The following is an 11954-nucleotide window of genomic DNA, read 5'->3' on the forward strand; positions in this document are numbered from 1 at the left end:
GCAATAATTTCTTAATCAGACAAATTAGTGTTTATATAACGTTGTTAAATGATTTATATTTGAATGTCGTTCTTGATTGGTGTAGCCCATGCTGCTACAATCGCCGCACTGATGCCCCCTGTCAATTTGCCCACAATCATGGCAGTTACCATAGATTTGTCCATTCCTGCTACGAAACCCAGATGACCCCCAAGCACAAAGGAGCCGCTGACTGCAAAAGCAATACTAATAACTTTTCCCCTTGGATTCATATTTTTGACCATTCGAAAGGTCGGAATATTGTGAGCCAGTGAAGCAACGAGTCCGGCGGTTGTTGGCGCATCCAGATTCAGCAAACGGCCCGCTCGCTCAAGCGGGGTTTGGCAGACTTTATTGATTACCGCAACCATGGGAAAAGCACCCGCCAGCACAATCGCAATTGTACCTACCGTTGTAATGCCTTCCGAGAGCGGTGCCATATTGGGAATTAGTGCCCAACCTGTAAGGGTTTTTACAGCTATAGCCACCAGTCCAATCAGGGACAACAAGGTGATACCGCTTCCAAATATTTTAAACAACCTCACGGTCTGATTCGTAAAATAGCGCAAGCCGATCATAATAATTACAGATAACAGAATCGGTATCATCAGATTTCGGTATATCACTGTAAAATTGATGCCCGCTACCAGACCGCCGACTAAACAACCAACGGGAATGGTACTGATGCCGATCAGTACCCCTTTGGCAAAGTACGGATGATCCTTCCGATCCAGAATGCCCAGTGCAACAGGGATGGTAAACACGATAGTTGGCCCAAACATGGTACCCAGGAACACCCAGGAGAACAGGCCAGCCTGTTCACTCTGGGCCATCTGTCCAGCCAGAGCGTACCCTCCCATATCTACCGCGAGGATGGTATTGGCGAACGATGCCGGATCGGCACCGATCGCTTCATATAATGGAGATATCAGCGGCATAAGCATATTCGCTAGGAATGGTGCAAGTGATACAATTCCCACCATCACCAGGGCGAGTGTGCCCATCGCCATAATGCCCTCCGTGAATGCTGCTCCAAGGCCCAACCTGTTCCCGAAAGCCTTGTCCAGAGCGCCAAGCACCAGGAAAAATGCAATAAGGATCATGACAACATCATTAATGGGCATGATTACTCCTGTACATACCGCTTCACGTTGTGATGGGTTGCGCTTTCATACGTATCGAATACCAAGCGAAGCGTTTTAACATTATCCGAACCGCTGGTCTGGAATTCCGCACCTGTATTCAAACATTCAATAAAGTGGGATTGCAGTTTTCGATGACTGTCCTCGTAGTTTAACTCTGTACGTTCAGCATATACCGTCTCCACACCAGCATTATCAATGATGGACAACCTTCCGTCTTTATATAGCTTAATGGAAGCCTTATCCCCTTCAATGATGAGTTGCTCCTTATGATCCGGAAGCACCTGGCTCGGCAAAGGTTCACTCAGTTCACGACGGGTCGCCCAGCTCATATCCATGAGACCGACATAATCCCTGTATCCCAGCATGACCATACCGCTGTCTTCCCCCAACGTATATTTACTAATCTTTCTGGTCTCGGCATATAGACGTTCAGGCTCACCAAACAAGAACCGCCAGGTGTCAAACCAATGCACACCCATCTCATAGAACAGCAATTGTGGCATGTCTCTAAAAAAAGGCTGTGGCACCTTCTCTTCCGGTGCGAATCTCGGAGAATAATAATCCGTATGAATATACCGAATCGTATTCAATTGTCCCACAGTACTTTCCTCAAGCAGTTGCTTGATCAACTGAAAAGGTTCTAACCAGCGCCAATTCTCCGTCACCATCAGACGCACACCTGCCTCTTCCGCAATACGCACCATCTCTTCAGCTTCCTCAATAGAACGGGCAAACGGCTTCTGGCACATAATATGCTTCCCCGCTGCTGCAGCCATTTTCACCAGCTCCAGATGAGTTTCCGGTGGCGTGATGATATCGATTACATCGAGATTCGCATTATCTAGCATCACTGTCACATCCGAATAACGAAATGTTGCCGGGATGTTAAATTGTTCTGCTTTTTCATTCAATGTATCTTCGTGCCTGTCGCAAATTCCTGTTATCTCGGCATCAGCAACGAATTGCCAAGCCTTAATGTGTTTTTCTGACCAGTACCCTGTTCCGACAATACCAATTTTCCACATACCTTCACCCCATCTATAATGTAAATCTCTATTTGTGCCAGCTTTGGCACCTCTCTCTGGTAACTCTTATTTACGTGTACCAATCATCACCACGTCATGTTCAAAAGCATGCATGGGAATCACACCATATTCGTTCTCGCGATAAGCTGCTGTCTTGGCAAATCGGCGCTGTACGAGATCAATGGTCGTAAAATCGTATTCTTCAACCGGGAAGTCCAGACGTACCTTGGTATTTACCGGAACATACAGCACGAGCGTGTCCTCCGTGCCTGCCGCACGAATCTCCTTCGTTTTGTTTAATACGATATCCATCGGCTTCACACCCACCAACTTGTACTGCTCAAAGAGATACTTGATAAAGGAATAATCCCACGCACCTTCGAACCTTAGAGCTGATCTCCAATCATAAGGGCTATCAAAACCTTCACCCTCCACAATGCCAAAAGACTTGCCTTTCTTGTGCCAGCTCCAGATGCCATGTGCCCCATAAGTGACACCGGCCCCACCTCCGGCAAGCAAACTCTGCCATGCAGCCTTGCGAGCATCGAATGCAGAGTAGCGCCCATAGACGTTGCGGCTATAACTAATCTGTTCATAACAAGGCTCACCGTTGATCACTGGACGTACAGGCGACTGATGATAGAAGTGATATGCAATCTCATGCGCATAGGCTTGGAATTCCGAGTTATGCCCAGACTGATACATGTAAAAGTCCAGCCCTTCATGGTTTGCAAACACTTCAGGAATCTCTCGTAGTCTGCCTTGGATGTGTAGCGTCGTCAGACTGGATGGGCTGATGCGTTTTACAGTCTCCAGCGCTATCTGATAGTAGGCATTCGCCTCTTCGGAAGGAAAATCGGTATCCCCACTGACCAGATACATCGGATTAAACTCCGAGAATCGATTTACCGCATAGGTCACATAAGGCTCAACAGCTTCAAGTGGCATCTTGCCATCCTTCTGAAACATGGTGGCCCAGGTATCGGGTACATAGTTGCACCAAAGGAGCACAAGTGCGGGTGTGAATCCACGTTCTGTTGCCATACGAACCATGTCTTGTGCACGGTCAAAATAAGCTTCATTAAGTGAAAAATAGTCCGTCGAGCCATCTCCTTGCTGGTTAAAAGGTTCGATATTCAGATCAGAACCACTTGCATCCCATTGGCGCAAAATATTGATCTGTACGACGTTGAATCCCTGCATACTGCGATAATCGAGGTATTCTTCCCATTCTTCCAATGAAGCATTGGTAAATGCACTCCAAACCGTATCCGCCAAATAAAAGAACGGATTGCCTTCTTTCTCAAACGTCCTGCGGTGAGTCGTAACCTCAACAGACATCATTTCACCTATCCTTCCAACTAAATTAATTAATATTATTTTAGTTAAATTAATATAAACAGTCATTCAAAAGGGATTATAAATGCGTTTTCAATTTGAATGTTAGCACCGTAAACATAAACAGTCAATTACAATTTTAGTTTACACCCCAAATATTTTAGTTAAGTTTAGTTTAGTAATCAGCTAAACTAAACGCTTAATTCATGGTATACTGAACCAATGTACACTATTTAGGAGGTTCCCTATTGAAGATTGATGATATTGCAAGGCTTGCTGGAGTTTCCAAAGCAGCGGTCTCTCTGGCATTCAACAACAAACCTGGTGTCAGCGAACAGACACGTGAACATATACTTAACATCGCACAAGCACATGGCTACAAACCAAGAACAGTCAAAGTTGGAAGAGAAGCACCGAAAAGCAATGCTATTATTCGTTTTGTTGCCTGCAAAAATTCCGACATCGTCACAGAGCATTATGATTCTCTCCCGTTCTTCAATGAATTGATCCACCACATCACGGAACAGGTCAAGCAACATGGCAGTACACTTGTCATCTCTTCCATTGACGTACAGGATTTGCAGCAAGAACTGCAAACGTTAGAAAAGGAACAACCGTCCGCCGGCCTTTTATTGCTCGGGATCAACCTGACTGCGCCCATGATTGAAACCATTCAATCCATTCATGACAATGTCGTCATTCTGGACACGTCATTTGAACATGTGGATGCAAATTTCGTATCTATTAATAATACATTGGGCGGATATCAGGCAGGTCAACATCTGGTTAAGCTGGGGCACAGTCGTATCGGATATGTGAAATCCGGTACACGAATCCCAAACTTCATCAAACGGGAAGATGGATTTCGCACCGCGCTGGCCGAACATCATCTGACCGTTGCTGAGACACTAACCTTCCATCTGCAGCCCATGCTGGTGATGGCGCAGGAACATTTGCAGCAATCGATCCTCCACCTAGAGGAACGACCTACTGCTATTTTCTGCGAGAACGATTATATGGCAATCAGCACGATCAAATCATTGCAAAATATCGGCATCCGGGTGCCCGAAGATATTTCGGTAATGGGTTTTGACAACATTTTCGAAGCCAATGTAATCAGCCCTGAATTAACCACCGTACATGTCAAAAAAGATATGATGGCCAAAACGGCCGTCAATCTGATTATGACTAACCTGGGGAACAATGAGAAAAACGGTACTCACATCTATGTGAATACAGAAATTGTGGAACGCAGATCCTGTGTACCTGTCGCCACGCCCGCTGTTGAATAATTGTTAACAATACAATTGATCGCATTCCGGTGGGATGGTAAAGTGGTACTGACGTAATTCCATCTATTTGTACTATTATAAGGAAGTGTTTACATTGTCTAACCAACCATATGCCAGCACTGCGAGTCCGCATCTGAGCGCAGACTGTGAGCAATGTTTTGGGCTGTGCTGTGTTGCCTTGCCCTACGGCAAGTCATCTGACTTTGCTTTTGATAAAGCCAGCGGCACACCCTGTCCCAATCTGCGCACGGACAATCGCTGCGGTATCCATACCCAGCTTCGGCAGAAAGGGTTCAAAGGTTGCACGGTATACGACTGTTTCGGAGCTGGACAGAAGCTGTCCCAAGTGACCTACGCGGGCAAAGATTGGCGTGATCATCCAGAGTCTGCAAAGGAGATGTTTGATTGTCTGCCTGCCTTGCGACAACTTCACGAGTTGCTCAGTTATATGAAGGAAATGATGATGAGACCAGAGACGTCATCCCTTCACTCGGCATTTGGTGAGTTATATGAGGAGATTGAGCGCTTGAGCAATCTGGAGCCTGCGGCCCTCCTCCGTCTGGACATCGCCGATTATCGGTCCAGTGTGAATCAACTCTTGGTCCAGGCAAGTGAAATGGTACGCGCGCATGTGCCATCTATCTCTCAAGGACAAGGGAAGTCGAAGAAGAGCAAAAAACGTACCGGAAGTGACTTTTTTGGTGCCAACTTAAAAGGGGCTGACCTGCGGGGCGCAAGCTTCCGAGGGGCTTTAATGATCGCAGCCAACCTCCAACATGCAGATATACGAAATGCCGATTGGATTGGCGCGGACTTGCGGGATACGGATCTGGGCGGTGCAGACCTGCGAGGTGGCATCTTCCTCACGCAATCGCAGATTAATGCAGCGAAAGGTAATGTGAATACCAAGTTGCCGAATCATCTCAACATTCCCTCACACTGGGTGTAGGGTGCCATTTCCGCAAGAGCACGAGCAAAAATACAGGCAGGAATGTACCTGCTAATTCATATGAATGTATGAATCGTATACCGCAATAGTAAAAAAACAGCTCGTCCTATGGTATCCAAGGACGAGCTGTTTGTTATCGAAACTACAGGAACGAATCAGAATTATAACAAGTCGCGGCGAAGATCTTCAGCCGATTTCGGAGACAAGTGACCCAGTGGAATATCAAATACCGTTTTCGCTCCCTTATGTCCTTCCACGCTCAAGCGTTGTGCGGCTCTTGCATAGGCCACAAGTACGCTTGCTGTAAATTCAGGATTGCTGTCGAGTTTCAGACCAAATTCAATAATTTGCTTTTGACCGGCACCTGTAACTCCACTGCGAATTACAAATCCACCATGCGGCATGCCTTCATGCTCGGATTTCAATTCTTCTTCGGTAATGAACGTTACCGTTGTATCGTAATCTGCAAAGTAGTTAGGCATCGACACAATCGTCTCACGGATCTCATCCTGATTAGCACCATCTTCTGCTACCACATAACATTGACGCAGATGTTTCTCGCGTGTAGACAGCTCTGGTGTTTCCCCTGCACGAATGCGGTTGATCACCTCTTCAACAGGAACCGTATACTGCACACCCGCTTTAACGCCTGGAACACGACGAATCGCATCCGAGTGACCTTGACTCACACCTTTACCCCAGAACGTGTACTCTTTTCCTTCTGGCAGGATGGACTGTGCAAGCAGACGGTTCATGGAGAACAAGCCTGGGTCCCAACCTGTGGAAATGACACTTACGTGACCGCCTTGCTCTGCCGCAGCATTCACTTCTTTGTAGAATTCAGGAATCTTCGCATGTGTATCGAAGCTATCTACCGTATTGAACAACTTGGCAATGGCTGGTGTCTGCTCTGGAAGGTCGGTTGCAGAACCACCACAGAGGATCATAACATCAATCTTGCCTATGTATTGCTCCGCTGCAGAGATATGCTCAAAACGTACTTCTGTACCTTCAGCGACCATCTGCTCCGGATTACGACGTGTAAACACAGCAATCAGTTCCAGATCCTCGTTCTGGGAAATGGCTTTCTCTACACCTTTACCCAAGTTACCGTAACCAACAATACCCACTCTAATCATGTTCAATCCTCTCCTGTCTTCTTCTATAGTTGTCTATTACTCTATTCTAATGATATAACATACCATGTAACCTGTCAGGTTTCCAGTTCGAAATAAAAATACCTTGCAGCGGTGCAGCAATAATGCGGCTCCGTATGCAAGGTATTATGGCGTTCATTCGTTATTTTAGGAAGAAAAAAAGCAGGAAAGAAAAGTAGCCCTTATCTTCTGCTTATGATTCTGTCCAGGTCAACGTCAGTTCAATGACGCCTTCCTGTCCCGCCAATGTTCCTCCAATCAAGGACCAGACATCCTGCGTCTCCGGATCGGTTCCCTGAATGATAATATTTTTGTCATCGATTGTCTGACCCGCATCCGTCAACTTTTTGGCGTTGAAGTAATCTTTATACAACTCAGATACGGTTTTCATATCTTGTTCAGTTGAGAAAATCACCATGGCCGATTGCTTGCCTTCATTCTCACCAGAATTGGCTAAACGAATCGTTGCATCTTCCGGCAATGGGAAATCACTTGGTAAGTTCTCCGGCAACTCATTGGTTCCAGTAGCCGCTTCCTCACCACGATCTGAATCGGAGTCTGCTGGTGCAGTAGTACCCTCCGTTTCGGTCACTTCACTTGTTGTTGCTTCGCTTGCACCTTCATTAGTCTCTTGTTCACCAGTTTCGGAGGAAACTTCAGTGTCCACCTTCTCAGTATCACTCGGTTCGTCTGCTGCGCTGCTGCAAGCACTTAAGGCCACTACCATAGCCAGTGCCGCACAAGCCAATAAAAGCTTCCTCCTCTTCACCATCCGTTACCACTCCTTCTTCTTCATTTCATGTGCTAATCACGTTCAAACGGCTGGATCACAGGCACCGCATGAACATTATTCTTAACCCATATCACAGATACAGATAATACACTTAAAGACAATAGACAACTGGCTACAAGAATGGATAGGAAGCGGGTGATCACTCTAAACTTTTTCATCCATCCCTCCTCCTCATCCTGTTCATCATGTGTTTGTGGAATCATGTTACTCATAGATCACTGGACGTTCTGACTAATTTCATGATCTCGGCAGCGACAATATCCGGTTGACTGTTGTGGATACTGTGTGTCGCTTGTGGAACCGTCAGCTGTGTTCCGTGTCTTGACCATGAAGCAAAATTCGCTTGGTCGGCCTGCCATGCATGACTGTCCTCATCCGACTCCTCCGAACCGGCTGTGAGAATCGTCAGGGGGAAGCCAAACTTCGTTTTGTTCTCAAGCACACACGCTGCATTTGTTCTGGAATTCCGAACCTCTTCCATGACATTGTCATTGTACGCATGTCTCAGCGTGGATATCGTGACGGCTTTTTTCATCGGTTCCGTTACCAGATTTGGGTCAATGACCAGAGATGCCATCATGCGATCCGATTGCAGCAATGTTCGCGCGATGCCTGTTTTCACCAGAAAACGGGACCAATCCATCATCCATTCTGGTGTATTCAGGTCCGTACGACTGTAATACTCCGGGCTTCCGCCATCGATCATGACCATGCCAGCCACCTCATCAGGATACCTTTGCGCAAACCGCAGTGTCTCCAGCGCACCCAGGGAGTGACCGACCATGATGTAAGGTGGACGTTGACCGGATGTTCGCAGCAATTGGTGGATCTCTTCCGAGATGGTATCGACATCACGAGGTTCATCCGTATAGTCGCTGTATCCGTACCCGAACCGATCATATACCGCAATTTTTACCTGTGATTTCAACTTGTCATATAGCGGACTGAAATCCACATACGGATTAGGTGTACCCCAGCCTGAGGCAAACACCACGGTTACCTCTCCTTTGCCAGCGGTGTAGAGGTGCATGTTGCGACCACTCACTTCATAATACTTGCCTGGCGGGGGATAGGACTTCATATCCTGCGTGGATTGATACGTTTCATACGCTGTACCTGCCAGCAGCAAAAGTCCTGTGGCAAGCATGATGCCTCCCAGCACTTTTAACCCTCTCCGTAACCCCTTCTTCATCTTCTCTACCCCTTACCCCAAAGGTTCATCTATATATGTATGCTTCAATCGTACCCAAGAAATAGCGGGATTGAAACAATCCCGAGTCCAGTTCTTTCCCCAACCAAAGTCCAGTGTTCCTCCCCTACCTGTGAATGCAAAAAAACTGCAAATCTCCCATTCAGGAAACTTGCAGTTCATCTATACTTGTATTCTAAAACTCTTACCTCAATCTATCTCACGATGATCCTTACCTATAATTGCAAAGTAAGACCCACGGGGCAATGATCACTGCCCATCACGTGGCAGTCGATATGCGCATCTGCCACCTTAGGTGCCAATTGATTGGATACTAGAAAATAATCAATGCGCCAGCCCACATTCCGTTCTCTAACTTTTGGCATATAAGACCACCAGCTGTACACATCCGTACGATCCGGGTAAAGATGGCGGAAGCTGTCCACATAACCAGAAGCAAGCAAATCGGTCATCTTGCCACGCTCTTCAAGGGTAAATCCCGAGTTGCCCAGATTGGGCTTCGGATTCTTCAGATCAATCTCCTGATGAGCCACATTCAGGTCACCACAGACGATAACCGGCTTAGTCTGCTCCAATTGCAGAATGTACCCCCGGAATCGATCCTCCCATTCCAGACGGTAAGGCAGCCGGGTCAGATCCCGCTTTGCGTTAGGGGTATAGACGTTCACCAGATAAAACTCATCATACTCCAGTGTAATCATCCGTCCTTCCGGCTCGCTGTCCTCCTCCATCCCGTAACGAACGGATAAAGGCTTGATTCGGCTAAATACAGCCGTACCGGAATAACCTTTTTTGATCGCATAATTCCAATATTGATAAACATCTTCCCCCAGGTCCATCTCAATCTGTCCGGCTTGTAATTTGGTCTCCTGAAGGCAGAAAATATCCGCCTGACTCTCCTGATAATAATCCATGAATCCTTTGGTCACACATGCCCTTAAGCCATTCACATTCCAGGACACCAGCTTCATATCCTCATCTCCTCACATCTCTCCAATATAGCATGGGCCCATTCCGGGGGACAAGCCTTGCGGCTCTGGAATGAGATGGAGTCATTGGAATCCTTAGGGGGCTAGCTTGCCTATATTTCGCTTCGTAACTTAGAGAACACCGCAAGGTCAATATATCTGCCTTTCTCAAACTCATGTTGCCGCAGTACACCTTCCTGTTGAAAACCAAGCTTGTGTAACAGGCGAATTGACGCCTCGTTCTCCGGTTCAACCTTTGCTTCAATCTTGTTGAGCTGCATGCTTGTGAATCCAAAATGTAACACAGCACGGGCCACTTCAGTCATCACACCGCTGCCCCAGAAAGAGGAACGCAAGTCGTATCCGATCTCTGCACGGTTATGTACATCTTCATAGTTCAGGAACCCACAGGTTCCGATCACTTTACGAGTTTCACGGTCTTCAATCATCCAGCGTAAACCCGTGTGTTCCTTGAAAATCTTCGTATACCAGTTCATCTCACCCTGTGCATCCTCCACGGATTCAAAGGGAGTGAATGGCATATATTGCACCACAGCTTCATCCGAATATAACTCCACCAGATCATGGCTGTCCTCAGCCTCTGCCGACCGGAGGATGAATCGTTCTGTCTGAATTAACGGAAATAGATCAAACCTAAATTGCTCACTCATGCTTGGTCTCCTTTGCCAACATTTATTGTAGAAGTCCATTTTACTACACTTGCCTTCATCAAGCTTTTACTATTAATATGTTCTATTAAGGCATTACTGTATAAAAGGGTACATAGGAAAGGACGTGCTATTATCACACAATCATATGACGTTATTATCGTTGGAGCCGGCTCCATGGGTATGAGTGCTGGGTATTATCTATCGCGCAGTGGATGCAAAACTTTATTAATTGATGCCTTTGACCCTCCGCATACGGAAGGAAGTCATCATGGGGATACCAGACTGATGCGCCATGTGTACAGTGGAGGGCCTGACTATATTGCCATGGCATTACTTGCACAGAAGTTATGGCATGAGCTGGAGGAAACGACCGGAGACCAACTGTTTGTTCCTTCCGGTGTACTAAATGTGGTTGATCCGGAGATTCATTCCTTCCGCAACCGATTGAGCCATGCAGATGATGCAGGTATTCGGTATGAAACATTGCACGCAGCCGAGGTAATGAAACGCTGGCCAGGTATTACAGTACCTGAACATTACGAGGGCATGTATGAACCTGATGCGGGTTATTTGTATAGTGAACCCTGTATTCGTGCCTACCGCAAAGCAGCCGAGACTCATGGTGCCACCTTGTTAACTCACACTCGGGTAGAGCATATCGAATACGGACCACATTCCGTCGCAGTTCAGACTTCAGGTGGTGAGACCTACCATGCCAACCAAATCATCCTGAGCGCTGGTGCCTGGTTTCAGACATTAAAACCTTTCGTGGATCTCCCGATCCAGGCAGTGCGTAAAACGGTTGGATGGTTTGATGCACCAGAAGCCTTATACGGAGAGGCACACTTCCCCGGTTTTACACTGGCAGGAAAAGAAGGTACATATTATGGATTTCCAAGCATGGGCGGATCAGGTCTGAAGATGGGTCGTCATGATACGGGCCAAATGTGGACACCAGGAAGTACAATGGCTCCATTTGGTACGGAAGAAACGGACGAGGGCGATCTGCGCAGGCTGCTCGAACTTCATATGCCTCAGGCAGCAGGAGAATTGAAGCGTGGTAGTGTATGCAAATATGAATTCACTTCGGATGAAGATTTTATTATCGACCGACACCCTGCCCATGAACGTGTGTGGCTCGCAGGCGGTTTCTCCGGTCACGGCTTCAAGTTTGCAAGTGCCATTGGGCAGATTCTATCCGACTTGGTGCAAACAGGGCACACGGATCAGGATATTAGCAGGTTCACCCTATCCCGTTTTCGTTAAGTACCAGCTGGGTGGATGAATATATGTATGTCTAAAATAGTTACTTTCTTAGAGGGTGCAGTGATGCTTAGAGCACTGCACCTCCAAGAAAAAAGGACACGTAATAACGTTTAATTCATGCG

At 46.8% G+C, this 11954-nt stretch carries 12 protein-coding genes; 3 read left to right on the forward strand and 9 right to left on the reverse strand.

Annotation, left to right across the window (positions count from 1 at the left end; all coding sequences use genetic code 11):
- Positions 1-53 precede the first annotated feature (53 nt).
- From eutH to QNO02_RS22470, 3 genes are all read right to left on the reverse strand, one after another.
- Positions 54-1142, reverse strand: coding sequence for an ethanolamine utilization protein EutH (eutH, locus tag QNO02_RS22460; protein ID WP_249912010.1), 1089 nt, complete (start codon positions 1140-1142; stop codon positions 54-56).
- A 2-nt stretch (positions 1143-1144) separates the two neighbouring features.
- Positions 1145-2188, reverse strand: a complete 1044-nt coding sequence (locus QNO02_RS22465; RefSeq protein WP_249912009.1) for a Gfo/Idh/MocA family protein — start codon at positions 2186-2188, stop codon at positions 1145-1147.
- Between the two features lie 66 nt (positions 2189-2254).
- On the reverse strand, positions 2255-3529 hold the full coding sequence (locus QNO02_RS22470) for a glycoside hydrolase family 140 protein (RefSeq protein ID WP_289392858.1): 1275 nt from the start codon (positions 3527-3529) through the stop codon (positions 2255-2257).
- 245 nt (positions 3530-3774) lie between these two features.
- Here QNO02_RS22470 and QNO02_RS22475 point away from each other — a divergent pair, with 245 nt between their 5' ends.
- Both QNO02_RS22475 and QNO02_RS22480 read left to right on the forward strand, forming a co-directional pair.
- Positions 3775-4818 (forward strand): LacI family DNA-binding transcriptional regulator, encoded by a 1044-nt coding sequence (locus QNO02_RS22475; RefSeq protein WP_091028002.1) that lies wholly within the window; start codon positions 3775-3777, stop codon positions 4816-4818.
- 94 nt (positions 4819-4912) lie between these two features.
- Complete coding sequence (locus tag QNO02_RS22480) at positions 4913-5767, forward strand: pentapeptide repeat-containing protein (RefSeq protein ID WP_289390047.1); 855 nt, start codon at positions 4913-4915, stop codon at positions 5765-5767.
- Positions 5768-5928: 161 nt separating this feature from the next.
- Here the strand turns inward: QNO02_RS22480 and QNO02_RS22485 are convergent, their stop codons facing one another.
- From QNO02_RS22485 to QNO02_RS22510, 6 genes are all read right to left on the reverse strand, one after another.
- Positions 5929-6906, reverse strand: coding sequence for a diaminopimelate dehydrogenase (locus QNO02_RS22485; protein WP_371129028.1), 978 nt, complete (start codon positions 6904-6906; stop codon positions 5929-5931).
- Positions 6907-7117: 211 nt separating this feature from the next.
- The gene (locus QNO02_RS22490; protein ID WP_249912005.1) at positions 7118-7696 is read right to left on the reverse strand and encodes a hypothetical protein; all 579 of its coding nucleotides are present in this window, start codon (positions 7694-7696) and stop codon (positions 7118-7120) included.
- A gap of 32 nt (positions 7697-7728) precedes the next feature.
- Positions 7729-7875, reverse strand: coding sequence for a hypothetical protein (locus tag QNO02_RS22495; RefSeq protein ID WP_221824551.1), 147 nt, complete (start codon positions 7873-7875; stop codon positions 7729-7731).
- A 50-nt stretch (positions 7876-7925) separates the two neighbouring features.
- Complete coding sequence (locus QNO02_RS22500) at positions 7926-8909, reverse strand: alpha/beta hydrolase (RefSeq protein ID WP_289390051.1); 984 nt, start codon at positions 8907-8909, stop codon at positions 7926-7928.
- A 233-nt stretch (positions 8910-9142) separates the two neighbouring features.
- On the reverse strand, positions 9143-9898 hold the full coding sequence (locus QNO02_RS22505; protein WP_036617303.1) for an exodeoxyribonuclease III: 756 nt from the start codon (positions 9896-9898) through the stop codon (positions 9143-9145).
- Between the two features lie 110 nt (positions 9899-10008).
- Complete coding sequence (locus tag QNO02_RS22510) at positions 10009-10566, reverse strand: GNAT family N-acetyltransferase (protein ID WP_249912002.1); 558 nt, start codon at positions 10564-10566, stop codon at positions 10009-10011.
- Positions 10567-10698: 132 nt separating this feature from the next.
- On the opposite strand from QNO02_RS22510, the gene solA reads away from it, so the two are divergent.
- On the forward strand, positions 10699-11832 hold the full coding sequence (gene solA / locus QNO02_RS22515) for an N-methyl-L-tryptophan oxidase (protein WP_289392859.1): 1134 nt from the start codon (positions 10699-10701) through the stop codon (positions 11830-11832).
- Positions 11833-11954 lie beyond the last annotated feature (122 nt).

The sequence above is a fragment of the Paenibacillus sp. PK1-4R genome (genome assembly GCF_030369595.1).
Taxonomy (GTDB): Bacteria; Bacillota; Bacilli; order Paenibacillales; family Paenibacillaceae; genus Paenibacillus.

What these genes read in the sequence shown, in the direction of transcription:
- QNO02_RS22470 (WP_289392858.1), bottom strand. Translation starts at nt 3,529, where the DNA reads ATGTCTGTTGAGGTTACGACTCACCGCAGGACGTTTGAGAAAGAAGGC.
- QNO02_RS22495 (WP_221824551.1), bottom strand. Translation starts at nt 7,875, where the DNA reads ATGAAAAAGTTTAGAGTGATCACCCGCTTCCTATCCATTCTTGTAGCC.
- QNO02_RS22500 (WP_289390051.1), bottom strand. Translation starts at nt 8,909, where the DNA reads ATGAAGAAGGGGTTACGGAGAGGGTTAAAAGTGCTGGGAGGCATCATG.
- QNO02_RS22490 (WP_249912005.1), bottom strand. Translation starts at nt 7,696, where the DNA reads ATGGTGAAGAGGAGGAAGCTTTTATTGGCTTGTGCGGCACTGGCTATG.
- QNO02_RS22465 (WP_249912009.1), bottom strand. Translation starts at nt 2,188, where the DNA reads ATGTGGAAAATTGGTATTGTCGGAACAGGGTACTGGTCAGAAAAACAC.
- eutH (WP_249912010.1), bottom strand. Translation starts at nt 1,142, where the DNA reads ATGCCCATTAATGATGTTGTCATGATCCTTATTGCATTTTTCCTGGTG.
- QNO02_RS22505 (WP_036617303.1), bottom strand. Translation starts at nt 9,898, where the DNA reads ATGAAGCTGGTGTCCTGGAATGTGAATGGCTTAAGGGCATGTGTGACC.
- QNO02_RS22485 (WP_371129028.1), bottom strand. Translation starts at nt 6,906, where the DNA reads ATGATTAGAGTGGGTATTGTTGGTTACGGTAACTTGGGTAAAGGTGTA.
- QNO02_RS22510 (WP_249912002.1), bottom strand. Translation starts at nt 10,566, where the DNA reads ATGAGTGAGCAATTTAGGTTTGATCTATTTCCGTTAATTCAGACAGAA.